The sequence below is a fragment of the Marinihelvus fidelis genome, assembly GCF_008725655.1.
GTDB classification, from domain to species: Bacteria; Pseudomonadota; Gammaproteobacteria; order Xanthomonadales; family SZUA-36; genus Marinihelvus; species Marinihelvus fidelis.
Genome location: NZ_VYXP01000008.1, coordinates 99,842 through 117,718, shown reverse-complemented (window position 1 = coordinate 117,718; position 17,877 = coordinate 99,842). Strand labels below are relative to the sequence as shown.

Annotated in this window: 18 protein-coding genes and 1 tRNA gene; 3 read left to right on the top strand and 16 right to left on the bottom strand. The window is 51.3% G+C overall.

Annotated features, from left to right (window positions below; genetic code table 11):
- Positions 1-191: 191 nt before the first annotated feature.
- The gene (locus F3N42_RS13420) at positions 192-1,448 is read right to left on the bottom strand and encodes a DUF445 domain-containing protein (RefSeq protein WP_150864996.1); all 1,257 of its coding nucleotides are present in this window, start codon (positions 1,446-1,448) and stop codon (positions 192-194) included.
- 9 nt (positions 1,449-1,457) lie between these two features.
- Positions 1,458-1,763: a DUF962 domain-containing protein gene (locus F3N42_RS13415; protein WP_224784935.1), complete on the bottom strand. Its 306-nt coding sequence runs from the start codon at positions 1,761-1,763 to the stop codon at positions 1,458-1,460.
- 111 nt (positions 1,764-1,874) lie between these two features.
- On the opposite strand from F3N42_RS13415, the gene F3N42_RS13410 reads away from it, so the two are divergent.
- Together F3N42_RS13410 and F3N42_RS13405 are read left to right on the top strand one after the other, a co-directional pair.
- Positions 1,875-2,327, top strand: coding sequence for a DUF6491 family protein (locus F3N42_RS13410; protein WP_150864994.1), 453 nt, complete (start codon positions 1,875-1,877; stop codon positions 2,325-2,327).
- A gap of 41 nt (positions 2,328-2,368) precedes the next feature.
- Positions 2,369-2,444: transfer RNA gene (locus F3N42_RS13405), tRNA-Val, on the top strand.
- A gap of 510 nt (positions 2,445-2,954) precedes the next feature.
- Here the strand turns inward: F3N42_RS13405 and F3N42_RS13400 are convergent.
- The gene (locus F3N42_RS13400; protein ID WP_150864993.1) at positions 2,955-4,712 is read right to left on the bottom strand and encodes a DUF262 domain-containing protein; all 1,758 of its coding nucleotides are present in this window, start codon (positions 4,710-4,712) and stop codon (positions 2,955-2,957) included.
- A 54-nt stretch (positions 4,713-4,766) separates the two neighbouring features.
- Positions 4,767-8,747, bottom strand: coding sequence for a DUF4365 domain-containing protein (locus F3N42_RS13395; RefSeq protein WP_150864992.1), 3,981 nt, complete (start codon positions 8,745-8,747; stop codon positions 4,767-4,769).
- Positions 8,748-9,532: 785 nt separating this feature from the next.
- Here F3N42_RS13395 and F3N42_RS15810 point away from each other — a divergent pair.
- Positions 9,533-10,150, top strand: coding sequence for a tetratricopeptide repeat protein (locus F3N42_RS15810; protein WP_150864991.1), 618 nt, complete (start codon positions 9,533-9,535; stop codon positions 10,148-10,150).
- Between the two features lie 366 nt (positions 10,151-10,516).
- On the opposite strand, the gene F3N42_RS13385 is transcribed toward F3N42_RS15810, so the two are convergent.
- The 12 genes from F3N42_RS13385 to F3N42_RS13345 all read right to left on the bottom strand — a co-directional run bounded on the left by F3N42_RS13385 (position 10,517) and on the right by F3N42_RS13345 (position 17,877).
- Positions 10,517-10,963, bottom strand: a complete 447-nt coding sequence (locus F3N42_RS13385) for a helix-turn-helix domain-containing protein (protein WP_191621424.1) — start codon at positions 10,961-10,963, stop codon at positions 10,517-10,519.
- Positions 10,963-11,292, bottom strand: coding sequence for a hypothetical protein (locus F3N42_RS15660; protein ID WP_191621423.1), 330 nt, complete (start codon positions 11,290-11,292; stop codon positions 10,963-10,965). Before F3N42_RS15660 ends, F3N42_RS13385 begins: the two co-directional genes overlap by 1 nt.
- A 121-nt stretch (positions 11,293-11,413) precedes the next feature.
- Positions 11,414-11,590 carry a helix-turn-helix domain-containing protein gene (locus tag F3N42_RS13380; protein WP_191621422.1) on the bottom strand — a complete coding sequence of 59 codons (177 nt, stop codon included), beginning with the start codon at positions 11,588-11,590 and terminating at the stop codon, positions 11,414-11,416.
- Positions 11,591-11,668: 78 nt separating this feature from the next.
- Positions 11,669-12,184 (bottom strand): hypothetical protein, encoded by a 516-nt coding sequence (locus tag F3N42_RS13375; RefSeq protein ID WP_150864988.1) that lies wholly within the window; start codon positions 12,182-12,184, stop codon positions 11,669-11,671.
- Entirely contained in the window at positions 12,181-13,335 is a 1,155-nt protein-coding gene (locus F3N42_RS13370) for a tyrosine-type recombinase/integrase (RefSeq protein WP_150864987.1), read from the bottom strand. The genes F3N42_RS13375 and F3N42_RS13370 overlap by 4 nt, the downstream gene beginning before the upstream one ends.
- Before the next feature lie 45 nt (positions 13,336-13,380).
- A complete protein-coding gene (locus tag F3N42_RS15655) occupies positions 13,381-14,127 on the bottom strand; it encodes a hypothetical protein (protein WP_191621421.1) in 747 nt (248 codons plus the stop codon).
- 198 nt (positions 14,128-14,325) lie between these two features.
- Complete coding sequence (locus F3N42_RS13365; RefSeq protein ID WP_150864986.1) at positions 14,326-14,709, bottom strand: helix-turn-helix transcriptional regulator; 384 nt, start codon at positions 14,707-14,709, stop codon at positions 14,326-14,328.
- Positions 14,706-14,969, bottom strand: a complete 264-nt coding sequence (locus F3N42_RS13360; protein ID WP_150864985.1) for a type II toxin-antitoxin system RelE family toxin — start codon at positions 14,967-14,969, stop codon at positions 14,706-14,708. Before F3N42_RS13360 ends, F3N42_RS13365 begins: the two co-directional genes overlap by 4 nt.
- 92 nt (positions 14,970-15,061) lie before the next feature.
- The gene (locus F3N42_RS15650; RefSeq protein ID WP_191621420.1) at positions 15,062-15,199 is read right to left on the bottom strand and encodes a hypothetical protein; all 138 of its coding nucleotides are present in this window, start codon (positions 15,197-15,199) and stop codon (positions 15,062-15,064) included.
- 103 nt (positions 15,200-15,302) lie between these two features.
- Positions 15,303-15,617, bottom strand: a complete 315-nt coding sequence (locus F3N42_RS13355; protein WP_224784934.1) for a MoaD/ThiS family protein — start codon at positions 15,615-15,617, stop codon at positions 15,303-15,305.
- A 10-nt stretch (positions 15,618-15,627) separates the two neighbouring features.
- On the bottom strand, positions 15,628-16,809 hold the full coding sequence (locus F3N42_RS13350; protein WP_150864984.1) for a WD40/YVTN/BNR-like repeat-containing protein: 1,182 nt from the start codon (positions 16,807-16,809) through the stop codon (positions 15,628-15,630).
- 21 nt (positions 16,810-16,830) lie between these two features.
- Complete coding sequence (locus F3N42_RS13345) at positions 16,831-17,877, bottom strand: ThiF family adenylyltransferase (RefSeq protein ID WP_150864983.1); 1,047 nt, start codon at positions 17,875-17,877, stop codon at positions 16,831-16,833.

Here is a 17,877-nt window from a genome sequence, read left to right as displayed (position 1 = left end):
ACGGTCCTGCAGGGACCCCACCACCACCGCGACTGGAAGCACTTCAGGCGGCCACCACCTCGGAATCATCCCCGGGTTCGAGGTTCATGCTTCCCGAGGTCGGTGGGGGGTTGGTGAAGCGTGGGGCCGTATGCGGCCAGGGATGGCCGCATCCGAGCGTTACAGGGACGTACCCGAGCGTGCCCCACGATTCACCAACCCCCCACCGACCCCGCGAAAGCGTGGATGAGGAGGCCGACGAGCCCGCCCACCAGCGTGCCGTTGATGCGGATGAACTGCAGGTCGCGCCCCAGCGCGAGTTCCACGCGGCGGCTGGTGTCGCGGCCATCCCAGGTCTGCACGGTGTCGGAGATCAGGCTGGCGATCTGGCCGCGGTTGCTGTTGACCAGGGTGACCACGGTTTCGGTCAGCCACTCGTTCATCCACGCCTGGATGTCCGGGTCCCGCTCCAGTTCGCCGGCCAGGCGCTCGACCCAACCGCCGATCTCGGCGCGCACCTTCGACTCGTCGGCGTCAAGGTCCGCCTCCAGGCGCCCCGCCAGGTCGGCCCAGAGCCGGTACAGGTAGTCCTGCAGCTCGTTGTTATCCAGCAGCTGCTGCTTGATACGTTCGCCGGTGGCCCGGTGCTCGGGCGAGGTCTTCAGGTCTTCGGCAAACTGCCCTACCCAGCGGTCAAACTGCACGCGCATCGAATGCTCCGGGTCCAGGCTGATCTCGTACAGGCGCGCCTCGATGCGCTCCAGCATCTTGCGCAGGATGCGGTCATCGACGAAACCGGGAATCCACCAGGGGCTCTCTTCCTGCACCTTGCCGCGGATGGCGTCGCGGTGCTCATCGAGCAGCACGATGGCCTGGCGCAACACCTGGGTGAACATGTCCTGGTGGCGGCCGCCACGGACCAGCCAATCCAGGGTATGGCCCAGTAGCGGCGCCAGGTCGACCTTTTCCAGCTGGCGACGGCTCAGGCGGCCCAGGAATTTCCGCACGCGCTGCTCGTCAAGGGCATCCAGCGCCCAGCGGATCAGCGCCTCGGCAAAATCGACCACCTTGGCCTGCCCCCCCGGCCCCTTCAGCCAGCTGACCGTGTAGCCGGCCAGGTCGATGGTCTGCAACTTGGCGCGCACGGCGCCGGGCTCGAGGAAATGGTCGGCCACGAACCGCGACATCGACCCGCCCAGCTCATCCTTGCGCCGGGGAATGATCGCGGTATGCGGAATCGGCAGGCCCAGCGGGTGACGGAACAGCGCCACCACCGCGAACCAGTCCGCCAGCGCGCCCACCATGCCCGCCTCGGCGAACGCGTGCACCCACGGCGCCCACGGCGCGGGATGGCCCAGGGTGAAGACAAACAGGGCCGCCATCAGCAACAGCAACAGCAGCGGCACGCGCTTCATCCGCGCCAGCGCGCGCGCCTGCTCCTGCTCACGTTCGGGGTTGAGTGCTCGCAACGGCGCCGCTCAGAACCGGATGCGACCGGTCAGGATGTCCTTCCACATGACCCAGTCGCCGGCAAAGCTGTAGAGCGGGTGCGAAAACGTGGCAGGCCGGTTGTGTTCGAAAAAGAAATGCCCGACCCAGGCGAAGGCGTACCCGGTCACCAGGCCACCGAGCAGGCACCAGGGGTTCAACAGCACAACGGCCGCCACGAACCAGCACAGGCCCAGGCTGGTGCCGACAAAATGCAGGCGCCGGCAGGTGCGGTTTTCATGCTCGGACAGGTAGAACGGGTAGAACTCGCTGAAGCTTTGGTATTCGGTGCTCACGTCGGGCCACCGGGCTGCCAAGGGATACCCGCATCCTGCCAGATGCGCCCGGGACCGGCAAACCCGGCACTTGCTACAATGGTGGGCCTGTTCACCGACGGGAGCCCCGACATGAACTCAGTGAAGACGTTCATCGTGTTGTTCGCGGCCACGCTCATCAGCGCCTGCACGAACCAGCCCTCGAAACCCACATCCAGCGACTACCTGGCCGCGTTCAAGGCCGAAACAGGCCAGGACGGCCGCGCCTGCGTCAACAACAGCGACATCAACGGATACGGCACCCTGGACCCCGACAGTGTCGTCAGCATCGATTCGCGCCGAATGAATGAGTACTTCGTCGCGGTCACCAATCGACGCTGCGATGGCATCGGAACTTCGTCCGTGGCCGCGATCGGCGGCAACGACTGGGAACTCTGTGGCGGGCGAATGGACACGATCACGGTGGCCGGCGACCGCTGCACCATCGGCGGCCTGTTCGCCTACGACAGCCGCGAGGCGGCATTTGATTCCTGGGACCGCGTCAAGGCCCAATTCGCCGTGGAGAAACCCACCGAAAAAGATTGACTCCCGAGCCGCAAATAAGTACCTTATGCGGCCCGCTGGAAGGGCGATTAGCTCAGCTGGGAGAGCGCTGCAGTCACATTGCAGAGGTCACTGGTTCGATCCCAGTATCGCCCACCATTAAAATCAAAAGCTTACAAAGACTGCCTCACCCTTGAGGTCGGGTCGTAAATCCATGGTAAATCCCAATAGGCGGATTCATCTTCACATTCGTGCGAATTCCAGGTAGCAGGAAGTCATATTCGATCTGGTTAAATTTGAATGCCAATTAGAATATTCGTGCTTGAAAACGATCAAGTAAATTTCGTTATCAGTTCGAACCACAAAGTACTAGTGGGCTTGTAAATTTTGGCTCTCGAATTACTTTATAGTTACTTGCTACAAACTGACTAAAGCTTGATTTCGTTACAGTAATAACTAAGTGCTGTACTCATGCTTGATTCGCACAAGGAAATGTTGCACTTAAGCATTGGCCACAAAGGCACACGATAATTGAGACTGGAACCCGGAACTAAGACTTTGGATGCAGACAACCTACCGAAATTTTGTCTCTCATCACAAAAGCTAACGACTAATTTCAGAACACTCTAGTTATTCGCCCTACCGTCAAAATCTCGCACATAGCAACAATCAATCTCTTGCCCAAGTCTGATTAATCCAAAGTCCGATTTGCTCATTACGCACTTCAATGGTTCTTTTTGTCCATTCGTTATGGGTATCGGCCACCGATCTCGCCAATGCAAATTTTGATTTCAACCGATACTCCTGTCTCTTCTTCGAAAACACAGATTGCCGAACTTTCTGATTGAGGGGCTGGGACAATGTGACCAGATTACCCAGAGTATCTTTTAACCTTTCATGCTCCTCTTCCGTTATCCCGGTTTCGTTTTTCCATTCACTGGTCAATGCCTGTGGCATAACGTGCTCAATTTCAAAATCGAGCCCTGCCATGTCTGCACCATCAGAAACCTCAAGTTCGTGAAGCAGAAACCTAATCACCCTCGATCTATATAGCGGTCGTGTTTTCACACTATGAATAACATCGCTATCTTCAGGCCATACCTGAGTGGTAATCGATTTCAATTTTTTCGCAGCTTCTGTAGGGGAAACATTGCGTCCGATGTCAGACCACAACGTCTTAAAAACAGCATGAAGCCCTGTGGGCTCAATTCCACAAACGGCCCTTCTAATCAAAAAGGATTCGATAATTTTTAGAGTTTCCAATAAGTCTTCTTTGGAACATTTACTCTCTTGAAACGCTTTTACACAAGAAAACACAAACGGGAAAACCGATGAAGGCACATTTGCATCATGAAATCGGTATAGAGCATCTCGAATATCAAGGCATTCGTTAAGGACACCCTCTTTTCTTAGCTCAAGCGCCAGAAACGTTTCCGCGTACTTTGACAAGTCAGCTATGACATCGTCTGGCTCATCCAAATCCTTCCAAAGCTTTCGAAGCTCCTGAAAACAATCTGATTTGGCGACCGTATGATCGTGGCAGAGACAGTACGGAAAAAGGTAGTCGTCAAAGCTTCCACTAAATCGTGAGAAGAAAGGTTGCCAGTTGTTGGAGTAAACCGATTTTGCCCTCGCCGGTTCATCATAGACTTTTGAAAAGATCTCATTTCGAACCAAATCCCCAATGGTCGTTTTCACACCCTTTTCGTTCAAACTCTCAAAAATAAGAGGGGCGCTGGCAGGGTCTCTCAATTTAAGAAATATAAAAGTCAAACGAGTAGTTACGATTTCTGTAAGTGACTTCAATTCCTCAATCGCAGCCTGCTCACTTTCCAGATCTTCGACCATCCCATTTAGGAGTCGTCGAATTCTGAAATATTGGGCTAGCATTTCCTGCCTTGACTCCGGAGGCTCTAATCCTTCAACTGAAGGAGGGCGAATCTCGAATGGGTCCAGTTCTTCAGACAGCCCAGCAATTCCGCGCAAAATTTGCATGATGTACTGGAATTCGTTTCGATCTTCGAGAGAGGGGAATAATGTGGTCGTATGCTCGAGATCCCTTTCCTGGAAAATAAGAAAACGAGTAACGATTCGTTCTGCATCTTTGTATGCTTTAAGGCCGCAGAGCACCTCAGATATTGCCGCCAAGAATAGATAGACAGTTGTGAGTCTTTGTTGGCCGTCTACAACTTCAACTTCTTCGTAGTCACCGAATGAACCCGGTCGGGAAACGGCGACAACAGTTCCCAAGAACCGAGCGGAGTCCTGAGAATCTTGAATTGCCGATATGTCATCTAAAAGTTGGTCTAGATTTTTTTTAGACCAGACATAGCGCCTTTGGAAAAGTGGAATACTTACCCTTCGTTGTTTGTTAAAGAACTTGTCATACGTAAGTTCATTTGATTCTTCGGTTACCTTTGACTGCACATCGAACCCCTAATTTAGAATCACACTTTTCCAAAAACCTTGTACTAATGCATTTTATGTCGGCACAGTTTCATCACTGTTATTGAGCACATAATATGTAACAGCATCTGTATATGCTTTAGTTAGTAACTCATAGTCATGCGTGTCACTCGTGAATCCCGACTTAACAACTTCAAAAATCGTTTCGGCCGCACTGGCCTCAAGTGAACTTATATCCAGTTTCCCAACTTGCACTTTAGCGATCATACCGCCAACACCACGAATTGCTGATTCCCACTTGTTCTGGTCCATCCGTTCGCCAAACTCCCTCTCAACCACGTAAGAAAATGCATTCCATATTTTCTTAACCTCTGGATCTCCTGCAGTGAGCCCTTGGCATTGCAAAATCAATAACATCGATGCAGCCTCTACCGCACTGAATCTAGAGTCAGGTCTTACAATTGCTTTTGCAACAAATACCGAATTAAAAGCGCCCAGGACTCCATCAACAATTCCAGTTTGCGATGCCAGCTCTTTCCCCAATCTTGCCGCACTGCCAAAAATCGATGCTGCAGGTTGCGTAAAGTCCCAAATTGCATTTGTCATTTTCACAAAATAGGAATCTGACATTAAGAGTTCTTCGGCTCGCGATTGACCATCCCAATCAGCTAGGGCACCACCAACCAAAGCGACCACTTCTTTATCTCGGCATAAGAGCCCACGTAAATTCCAATTTGCAAGTGTTGCGATGTACTGAGCATGCTCTATTTCTGAAACCAACCTTTCTGTTGAGCACCAAACCAGGATGTCAGAAATATCGAATGAAACACTGCCATCAATTCCTTCACAAACCCAAATTCTTGCTAAAGCATCTTCGCAGATATAGCTGTAGCCATGCCTACTCACGAGTTCCTTGGCATCCTGAAGGAGGTTATAGCCGACGTTCCCGTCAATGCCGGCCTTAGCAGCCAAAGACGAAGGTTGGTCAATCTGAACTAGATGTTTGAATAGTTCTTCACTTATTGCCTTAGATTTTTCAGAAAGTTGACTCCCGAAAACGGGATGAGACAAATGCCTCAAATACATTATCGTCGCTTTAGAAATTGCCACTTTCCTGAAAAGCTCGAATATCAACCCCAAAACCCCTAGATCAAAAGCAATAATGAGCGTTAGCAAATCGAGTAAGGGCACCCCGGCAACACTTTTTGATTCAATCTCGTTCTTATCCAGCCCAAGTCTGTTTTGCACGTGATATTCAATTGCATCCTTACTTGAGTACTTGCTTACTTCCCATAAATAGAGCACATCTGGTATTTCGAACAAAAAGTCGCTTGGCCTTGCAATGAATGGAACTAGTTTCACTCCAAACCTCAACTCACGAGCAGATTTTTCCTTCAGCTTTTGAAAACTTCCGGACCGACCGATTGCGCTGTTGATCTGCTCAACAATGTTAGGGGCTGATGGGCCTAAGTCCATTTCAGCGGACCTCAGCGATTTAGAGTCAGGAAACCGTTCAGTAAACTGTCTCAATCGAGATTGAAAAGCCTCAGCCCCAACGCTTTGGCCTTCTTCGTCACGTGTCACGCCAGACATCAAATAGAGCTGAAGAAAAATTGACTCCTGGGCTTCATCCTTCGGATCAACCAACTCGCCAATTTTCAGAGCAATTCTTGTTAATTTTGAACTGCCTGCCCCCAAAAACAGTTCTAAATTGAAGCGATTCCTTAGTAGATAAATTTTCTGAAGAGGATCTGAAGTAGATTCAATCAGGCTTTTAAGTGTCTTTAGCGCAAGGTCTGTATCGCCAAACCTATATGCAATCGAGGAATAGGCTTCTAGAACGAATGCAGGAGAAAAATCCGAAGCCAGCACGTCTTCCAGTAGTTTTTGAGCCAGAATTGATTGACCTGAAAGATCTAGAGCAACCGCATGGATGGCGCGAAGATGTAGGCTTTTTTCAAAATCTAAAATAGCTTGACTAGTTACCTTCAAAAGCTCATCGAGCTGATCCAGTTCGATTAAAGCCTGTGTCCATTTAACAACATCAAATTCCTGCAAATGCCTCCTTTCCTTTATAGAAGCAATGATTTGGATTATTTTTTCTGCTTGATCTTTTTGCGATGCATCGAGATTCGCCAAAAGGCTTTCTTCAATTCTTGATGCACTTCTATCTAATTGGTACGCATCCCACAATTCGACAAGAATCGAGTGCCTTTCTAGTGGCGAATCCTCAATCCGCTTGAATGCCTCATATAGTTGCAAGTATTCACGCCAATCGTTTTCTTTACGAAGTTCATGAACAAATTCTTGCTCATCAGTAACTTCAAAAAGCTTATGGGCCGCGAGAGCACCAACGCATAGCGCTCCACCATGCAAATCAGAGTCTTCTACTAATTGGTTTGATATTTCATTCTTTACAATGTCAACTAGATTTGTGTGATCCCCTACCTGGTAAAAGCACACTGCCAAGTTATAGGCTCGCATACGGTTGGGAGGTAAGCTCTTGAGCAATTTAATTGCGTCATCAAACCGCCCCAGCTCAAACGAAATTTGCGCTAATGCAGAATTTGTCTGGTCAGACTCACCCCGGCTGTCCCTTATTCTTGATATCCAGGTATGAGCTTCTGCCTGATTTGCAGTTACAGACGAAATGTTCGCAAGCACCTCAACTACAAGTTCACTGTTAGGCGGCCAACCGGACTGCTCCAAATGTTGCAAACAATGAACCAACCATCCCCAAAGCTCTCTTGCTTCAGCCTTTTGTAGGCTTTTGTCAAATTTTCCTAGCTTTAATACCTGATAATATTCTCCGAATAATTCATAAGCGGTCGATTTCAACCTAAAAATTTCTGCCAACAACTGTTGTCTTTCTGAGAGATAACCATCAGCTATAGCCCGATTAAGAATGCGAGCTGATTCCGAATAATTGCCCTCCTGAAAACAAACAATCCCTCTTGTTACAACAGTTTCCCCACATGAAGATTCACCTAATATCGAATGTGCTTCTTCAAACCTATCCTTGCTAGCCAAAAGCCGTGCCTTCAACAAAGCAAGCTTTCCAGAATTAGTGCCCTCTAGATCCTCCAAAATTCGACATATTGTTCCATCGTTAATTGGGTCCCCAGAAGCCCGTATTTCTGACTCGTAAACAGCAACCGCATATTGCTCGTTTGTGACATCAAAACTTAAGGCCATTTGATAACAAGCGAGAGCTGCTTCCTCGATTCCTTTAAATGCAAATGCTCTGCCTTTTAGAAACTGAATACGCGCTTTTAGTGCTTCTGCACCCCCTTCTGTTTCTAACTCCAAGTGTTCGATTTGCTCCAATGCCCGATCAGGGCGGCCATTGTCAATCGAGCTCTTGATTTCATGAAGCTCCGAAGCGAAAGCTTCTTTCTGGACGAGATCCGGGATTTCTTCGTTAGCAATCTGAGCGATTGTTGAGCCCTCTAACCGCTGAGCAAGTATCGCTAGACCACTAAAAAACTGTCCTTCCTGATTTGGGTTCTCACTGCCAAGCTTCTGCTTTGAAATTTTTATTAGCTTTGCAACTGCGATGTTGGTACTAACTTGTCTGGTAGCGAAACTGGAAATATCTGTTTCTGGAGTCAGCTGATTAGATACCGGAATACGAAATGTGTACGAACTCTCATCTTTAAACTCTGATTTTCCATCCAGTTTTTCTTCGAATTCTTCATGAATCCACGAATAAAAAACTTTCGAATCTTTAGCTGGAACGTTATCGCTTAAATCGGCATAGATGAGCAGAATTGGCCAACCTGATTTGCGAAAGTAATTTAGCGTGCTTCCATAAAGGGACTCTGAGTAGTAGGCACCATCTCCATGCAACTTCGAACATTTTGTGCTCGACTTTAATTGGGCATGGAACGGGAGCTTCATCCTTCCATCTTCATAATATTGAAGAAATATGTCATAGCCAAAATCTGAATCCCCGGACATATCTTGCACAATCCAGGTCTCTGGGCGATTCGCAATGAATGCTTGATACCCCTTGTTCCCAATGATTTGAGATTCTGAGATTTTTGGGCCAGACATCTATTAGTAACTCAACTTTTCTTTCATCCACTCAGCTCTAATTCTTGACTCAAACACAAATTCTAAACAGTCCATTGAGTTGTCATTTCCACACCTCAACATGAATAAGATCAAGATGAGCCACCTTTAAATCCAGTTGAAATCAAGATCGAAATACAAATCGTAATTGAACGATAGAATTATTCGGGGCAGTCAAAGTTAACCCAACAAACTTGGGAAGTAGTCATTGAAAAATACGCCATCACAAAGGAGCATTGCCCGCCCCTTTGCTCCATAAGTTTATCCAATCAGTTCTTTTCGCCGACTTTCAATTACAAAGTTGATCCACATGACCCGCCAGTCGATTCAACATAATCGCAAATCTAGATTCCAAAATATCATCAACATTAGCTGGTTACGAAGGTTATACGAGAATGTTTTAATTAGGTACTGAAGGCATCAGTTCGAGCCAATTTGTAATAGTCGAAGCACCTCTCTGTAGAAGGAGCTTTTTTGAAAAATGGTACACATCAACCACGGGGAAGTGCTGATACTAGAAACGAGGCGATGAATTACCAGCAGCCATACTTTGGTGTCGTGAAGTCACTGACGATGTACCAAACGCCGCCGGAGGCGATAGAAGAGGATTGAGCGAATAGTGTGGCCGGAATTGAAGCAACGCGATTCTGGGCCCCTGTAGGGCCTCTCTTGGTGATAACAACTAACCATCAGATTGGAGCGTCCAAGGAGGCGACCACGCTTGAACCGACTGATCCAGACTTAAAATTGAGCAGGAGGAAATTACAATGATGCAAATTGCCGCTGTCGTCTGGTGGATCATCTCTGGAACCATTGCATTTGGAGTCGTCCAGCCCGAAAGCTTCTTTGCCGTCATTGGATTCCTCATATTGTGGTGGATCATCCGATGGGGCGGAGTATTAGCTGGTGCCTTCATTGTTGGCGCAGGAGTTCGTGCTGCTGAGAAACGCCCACGCAAGAGAGAAGAAGAGGTTCCGATTGAGGAGCTACAGCGACAGGCTGCCGAAGAAGAAGATCCAATGAGGTTGTATGAACTTGCAAGATCACTCGATTCCAGAGACTCCACAGCGGCATTGGCCACAATGGAGAGAGCGGCGGAGATGGGCCTAGCCAATGCTCAGTATTTTCTCGGTGTTCACTACTCGATCCCTTTTGACGACTCCCAGGACTACGAGCTCGCCGCTAGGTGGTTTCGGAAGGCCGCTGACCAAGGATTTGCAGCGGCCCAATTTAAACTTGGCAAAGCCTATTATGAAGGCTTGGGTGTAAATCAGAGCCAATCGGAGGCGCTCAACTGGCTACGCAAGGCTGCCGAACTCGGAAATGAATACGTAAGGCGAAAAGCTTCGGATTACATAAGTCGAGTCGTAAAAACCCGGACCTGACAATTTATCATGGTGGGTCACAGAGATTTACAAACCTACCTACGGGTTTAGTAACTTCGAAATCCAAGAACCAAGTTCAAACCTCCCCCCCCCCCGGCTGTAAAAACTGGTTCCTAAATCTGGCCTTCACTTACGCCACCCGCCATGGCCTTAACCCGCCTATCGATTCAACATAATCGCGGATTATTCGCAGTGCCTTCGGCACCGTCCGCTTCGCCGCATAATCACGATTATGTGTAAATCGACTGGCTAGCCTTTTCCCAACTTGGGTTTATTTCTGGCCTCAGGGTTTTAGATCTTAAGTACTAGAAATTTAAATGTAAGCATAGATAGAACCAACCCCTCTTAAATCTCTTTACTACTCCTTCATCTAAACAAACTATCTATTTCAATATAGCTATTTTCAAATTTCCTATTTTCATCATTATTAGTGTCTTTAGTATTGACTGACTCTGTGCCGCCCAGGTGGGGACTCTGCGCCCCAGGTAGGGGCTTAGAACCCCTACCTTGAACTGAATTTTTTTCGGTTTGGAGCTTTAATAGATTCAGTTCGTAGAAACTCGTTTCTCTATGAAACTGTGTTCCCACACGGTCAATATCCAGCCAGCCCCCATTCTCAAGCTTTCTAAGATTTCGAGTAATCGTTCTTTTGTCGAAACCTGTCAGCTTTGCAAGCCGACTAATACTAGGCCGACATTTGCCGTTCTCGTTCGCTAAAGCAGCGATCGTCAAAAGGATATGCTTCATGGTTGGAGATGGGATATCCGCATGGATAACCAGATCCACATAGTTAATTTTATAGTCCTGGTTCATTACTCTTTCCTCTGAAAAGGGCGAAATACCCACAAAGCACAGTGGAAGGCTGAACATTGCCTGATTTCTTTTCGGAACCCTGGCTCAATCCAGTCTTCAAACGCCTCACCCTGATCACTAGCAGTACAACCAACGCAATGAGCACACATTGCATTTATTGCAGCTCTCATTGATCGTTTGCCTTGGGAAATTAGCGCCAAATTGCGGCTAACTGGATTGTCTTCTCGAGTTTGGTCGAGATTCTGAGCATCGGCCCCGCAAAAGGAAGAAATATCCTTAGAAGGGGCTATTTGCCGGTTTTGAATTTCAATAGATTGTAATTCGAACATCTTGCTGTCTCCTTGCATGGAGGCAGCCGTAAAAACATATCGAGATTGCTATGATCGAAACTGATCAGCATCCAATTGATCAGTAGTTGACCCCGGTATGCCATTACGGCTGCCGGGTTTATCACTGACCTGCCTTACGAACCTGCTCAACGGATTCCGAAGTAATTCTTCTGGATCGTCCAACCAGGTAGCTTTTAAGCTGACCTTTATTGATCAATGCATAAATTGTTGGGGGAGTGACCCTGAAAAAGGCACTTGCTTCCTGAACTGTGAAATCTTGGGTTTTACGATCTTTCATTTTGATACTCCAATCTGTACTTGGGAGTACCAATTTATTCATGTTGTTAACCGTTCAATAAGACAAAAACCAGCCCCATTAATTGTCACTATTTTTGGTTCTCTGATTCTTGAGTTGTTCCCACGAAGATAGCGCACTATCAAGCCGTTCAAGGTCCTTCCCGACTCGAGGCTTCATAACATCTATCCACCTCTCTATCGTGCGAGTGTCAGGAAAATCCGATTTATCCCCGAATACTTCCATCGCAAATCTTTCAACGGCCTCAACACGCTTTATTTCGCCGCGAAGGTGCTGTTTCACAATCTCGTAGGCCAAAGTCCCTGGGTATTCCGTTTTGGGATCAAAATTAAATTTTCCCGAACTATCTTTACGAAGTTGCAGTATTTGACGTAACTCAACATTCATATCATCACCGGCTTTAGTTCCTTGCACTAACGCAGCAAGCAGAACCGCCACCTGTAAAGCATCTTCGTGACGGACAACCTCTTCCTTCAAAGTGCCGTCAATGAATCTCTCAATTGCTTCTCGCTCCAATTTGGGCGAGTAACCATTCTCGACCATCCACTTGATCATTTCCTGTGATCGGCTGGTCATATCTTGTCCACCGCGTCACGGAGGTTTTCTGGTGCCAAATGAGCGTAGATCAGGGTCATTTCAAGATTGCTGTGGCCCATCAATTCTCTAACTGTGTTTAGTGGAACACCGGCCGACACCAGCTTGGAAGCGAAGGTATGACGAAGATCATGAAACCGGAAGTTCTGAATCCCGGCCTTTCTCAGTACACGGTTCCAGGTCTTAATGAACTCATGCTTCCCAAACACCAACTCATTAGCACCGGGATTGGCCTCTCCGCGATGTATGTTTATCGTTTCAAAAGCTACGGCATTGAGTGGAACGTGACGAGTCTGCCCCGACTTTGCGCCTAGTCCATGAACAGTGAGCATTTTTTCGCGAAAATCCACATCACCCCATTTCAGGTTCCACAGTTCTCCACGTCGCAATCCCGTATTGATAGCCAGCATCACCATCGGAGTTAGTCTGTCGCAGTAGGCTCCCAAATCGGGCATTGCTTGGTAGTTACGCTCCTTCCGCCACTTGTTAGCTGACTGACGCGATGTACGCTTATATTCGTCTCGAGCACTGAGAGCTGCGTAAAGAGCAGCCTCTTCATTCGGCCCCAGGCTCCGGGGCTTCCTGAGTTTATCGACCCGAAGGGCTTTGAACTTGGCCATTGGATGCACACCCAATAAATCCCACTCAACTGCCTTCGAAAATGCCGCTCCTAACGCACCGGTATCACGATTAATCGTCGTTGCCGCCCGACCATCCTGCTGCCGTTTAGTACGCCACGTTTCAATGTCCGCCAGTTTTATCTCCTCCAACAGCTTTTCGCCAAACCTAAAACGATAAAGACGATTGAGGGTGTCATCTGGGTTGGCATGGTTAGCCCTAACGAACGGCTCATAATGCTTCTCCAGGAACGAATCAAACGTCATTGGTACTCGACTAGGTTGATCTGCTTCGCCCCGTAAAATTCTCTCGGCTTGAGCCTTCGCCATGGCAAAGGTCATGACGGGCATTCTTCCCAAAGTTTGCGGCTTTCGTTTCTGGATCAACTTCCAAACTTTGGTCCCCGTTGGCTGTACGCGAAGCACCAATCCTGGGATTGCTGTGTCATGGATCTGGTAGGGCTTATCATCGGGCTTGGAGCGTTCTGCCAATCCCTGACTAAGTAGCTTTTTCATGAAATGAGGTGTGTGCTGCCTGAGCAGGTTGGGACCAAGAGAGGCTTAACGACTGCCATCTTGATTCATTAAGCGTGTGATTCTTCGAGTTCTGTAATCCAAAAGTCGCTCAACCTTTGACTCCCAATCAACTGGAAGATACGGATCGTTCCAACTCAATTGCTCATACCAACTCGGGACCAGATCATGCCGAAAATCAGAACGCCCTTGAAGTGGTGACTCCCCGTACAGATCTATGTACCGCTTGTAGAAGACTGCTTTCAGTACCATGGAGTTGTCCGTGGGCCGTATCGTGCCTTTTGGTAAGAGCACGACATTGCAAGCACACGAAAAATCCCCAGACGGCAACATTTTGGCGTCAAATTCTCTGAAGAACTGACGTTCTGTACCTAGCTCACTTTCCTTGTGTGAAAACACGTGAGCAAGCTCGAATTCAGAAAGACCCAGATCTTTCCATGAGGGACCCGAGTAAATTTTGTCACCCGTTAGGAAGCACCAGATGTGACGAGGAAAAACGTTGTCATCAATAATCGCTTTAAATTCAGGGTTGTACTTTCTCCTATTTCCTACACCACTTACGTAACGTTTCACTCCCGGAAATACACATGCTGAACCTGGGAACAAATAGTCTTTGGTAGGAACCCGATCTCCAAAAAGAGATTCAAAGAACTCCCTTTGCTCCTCATTCCTCTCTTGAATTGTGGCAACCACTTTAGGGTGAATGTGGTGTGCCAACTGAGCGAGAATAACCGCAATTGATTCTTCGAATTCTGTGACTCGGTTTACGTACAACTTGCCACCACTCTGCCAGCTATTGGGTTTATTCGTAAATCCGCTGTAAATCCTTTGGCATTATAACCGCAATTAACTGAAGAAAACGTCTATAAATAAAACAACAAGATATGCGTTAGACGATTGATTTAAAAGGGGTATAAAACGCAGTCACATTGCAGAGGTCACTGGTTCGATCCCAGTATCGCCCACCATTTTTCAGATCAGGTCTTCCGGATCAACCCCTAACGCACCCGCCAACGCGCGTACCGTTTTGTACGCCGGCTCGCTATTGGCACCGCGGGATTCCAGCGTCGAAATCGTGGCCTGGCGGACCCCGGAAGCCTTCGCCAACGCTGCCTGGGTCATTCCGCGATGCTTACGCCATTCGCGTAAAGGGCTGTGCGCGTTCAAGAGCCTTTCAACGAAGTCCGCGGGCAGCAGTTCATCCTCGCCACTATCCAGCGCTGCAGTCGCTTCATCGAACGCGCGAATGTCCTCGGCCTCTTCGGCCAAAGCCGTCAGTCGCTCAAGCTCGGCACGCGGCAGCATGGCCATTTCATCGCCATTTGGCGTAGTGAAATAACTGACGACAGCGTTCATTGGTATATACCTCCACGAGGCCCGACATCCATTACGACCATGATGATGAGTTGATTGCCGACGTCATCCAGGCGGTAGATCGCACGATATCGACCTTGGCGGTAGCGAAACCCTTCACGCCCCTTCAGGTTGACGATGTCTTTACCCTTGGTCCGACCATCGGCGATATCGGCTAGGGCAACCAGCAATTTCTTTCGATCGCGAATGGGTAAGGACCTGAGCCCCTTAACCGCCCGTCTGTGGTACTTGATCGAAGCCATGATTATACGCTCACAGTATATTTAATCAATACTGTGTTCTATGTAGTCTTTTTCTTCGTCATGACCTCAACGACAAGAAACGGACCTGCGCTCTACCAGTCCCAGTCTTCTGTATCATCCAAGTCGATGCCGTCCTCCCAGGCATCTTCATCATCATCGGGTCGATAGTCGTCGAACCACCCGGCACGCAATGCCCGCGTGCCTTCTGGGATGTTGTCTTCAAAGTCCACGGTTTAGTGCCTTCGCTCGGGTTCATTCCAAGAGTAGACGAGGCCCAACGAGTTGCCCATAAGCACTCATCTCGAAATGCTGTAAGCAAATCACCCGCCCAGACTACCCGCCGGATATCGCCGCAATAATCATCAATGGCTCATCGCCATTAGCCACCGCGGCCGGCAGCGCCGTGTCCAGCGGCAGGTGGGTGACATCCTGGCGACAGGCGAAAAAGCGTACCTTGGCGCGCCGCTCGCCACTCACGTGCTCGCGCACCATGCCACGCAGCATGGGGTAGCGCGCCTCCAGCGCATCAAGCACGGAAGCGACGCTCACCGGTGGTGACACGTCCAGTGTGACCTCTGCGCCGGCACCGGACAGCATGCGCAGGTGGTGCGGCAAGGTCACCCGCACCGCGGCGGTTTCGTCGCTCACACAACCACCCTCATTTCAGCGTCTGCACTTCCACCGACAGCACGGGTGGCAGGTCACGCACGGCGGCGTGCCAGTGGTCACCGCCGTCGGGCGAGACGTAGACCTGGCCGCCGGTGGTGCCGAAGTAGATGCCGGCATCGTCGCACTCATCCACGGCCATGGCGTCGCGCAGGATGTTCACGTAGCAGTTTTCCTGCGGCAGGCCGTCGGTCAGCGCTTCCCAGTCCTCGCCGCCGGTGCGCGAGCGGTAGACGCGCAGCTTGCCCTCGGGCGGGTAGTGCTCGAAGTCGCTCTTGATGGGCACCACGTAAATGGTCTCGGGCTCATGCGGGTGCACGGCAATGGGAAAGCCGAAATCGCTGGGCAGGTCGCCGCTCACCTCGCGCCAGTTCTCGCCGCCATCGTCCGAGCGCATCACGTCCCAGTGTTTTTGCATGAACAGCGTGTCGGGCTTCGTCGGGTGAATGGCGATGCGGTGCACGCAGTGGCCGACCTCGGCGGTGGGGTCTGGAATGTACTCACTGACCAGGCCGTGGTTGATCGGCGTCCAGCTCTCGCCGCCGTCCTCGCTGCGGAAAGCACCGGCGGCGGAAATGGCGGTGAACAGCCTTTGCGGGTTCTGCGGGTCGATAACGATGGTGTGCAGGCACAGACCGCCCGCACCGGGCTGCCAGCCGGGGCCGGATTCGTGACCGCGCAGCGCCGGCAGCTCTCGCCAGCTGGCACCGCCGTCGGTGGTCCTGAACAGCGCGGCGTCCTCGACACCCGCGTAAACGGTATCGGGGTCGTCCAGCGACGGCTCCAGGTGCCAGACCCGGGCGAACACCCAGGGCTTCTGGGTGCCGTCGTAATGTTGGTGCGTGGTCAGAGGCCGGCCGGTTTCATCGCTGTCGTCGTAGACGAACTTGTTGCTCTCGCCGGTGGGCATGCCCTGCTCGTCCACCAGGTCGCCGCCCTGCGAGCCGGGCGTGAACCAGGTCTTGCCGCCGTCGTCGGAACGCTGGATGACCTGGCCGAACCAGCTGCTGGTCTGCGACACGTAGATGCGGTCGGTGTCCACGGGCGAGCCCTTGGCGTGGTAGACCTCCCACCCGGCGAAATGCGGGCCGGAGACCGACCAGTTCTCGCGATCGTCGCTTTCCAGGATGAACAGGCCCTTGCGGGTTCCGGCGAGTACTCTGACGGCTGGCATGTCACTCCTCCCTGGCCGGGATCAGCTCCCGACGTACTTGGCGTAGACGGCGCGCGCCTCACTGGCGTCGTCCGTGCCCTTGATGATGGCGCGCCCGTCCGGAAACAGGCTCAGTTCGAACACCTTGCCGCGGTCGCCGAGCTCGGCGCGCAGCATGAAATCATTCACCTTTACAGGCCCATGCTTGCCCAGGTGCCCGGCCAGTGCGGCCAGGTCGATGGCCGCCCCGGCCGGTCGGGGCCTGAGCTGCACCGCGTCGCGGCCGCACAGGCTGGTGGCCGAAGCGCCGGCGTCACCTTCAAGATAGTCGAAACGACGGCCGCTGCAACACGGACAATCGCTGTCCGGTGCGTCCGCCGCGTCCAGTTGAAGCAGGCGGTTATCCCACAGGTCGAGCGTCAGCAGGCCGCGCCGCAGGCGCTCGTGGGCGCCGGCCAGCCACTTGATCACCTCGGCCACCTGGAACGCCGCGATGATGGACACGGCCGGGCCCAGCACGCCCACGGTATCGCAGGTGGCGCCCTGCCCTGGTGGCGGTGGCGGGCCAAACAGGCAGCGCAGGCACGGGGTCTGCCCCGGCAGGATGGTGGCCGCCATGCCCTCGGTGCCGACGGCGCCGGCATAGAAATACGGCAGGCCTTCGCGCACCGCGTAGTCATTGGCCAGGTATCGCGCCTCAAAATTGTCCAGGCCGTCGACCAGCAGGTCCGCGCCGGCGGCGTGGCGGGCAAAACTGGCGGCATTCAGGTCGTCGACCACGGCCGTGACTTTTACCGAAGAATTGATACGCGCCAGCTTGCGCCTGGCCGCCTCGGCCTTGGGGAGTGCGTCGGCCACATCCTGCTCATCGAACAGCACCTGGCGCTGCAGGTTGGTCAGCTCGACGAAATCGCGGTCGACGATCACCAGGTGGCCGACGCCGGCCCTGGCCAGGCCGTCGGCCGCGACGGTGCCCAGCGCGCCGCAACCCATGATCATGACCGTGGCGCCGGCCAGGCGCTGCTGCGCCGCCCGGTCCAGGCCCGGCAGCAGCATCTGCCGGTGATAGCGATCAAGGGAATCGTTCAT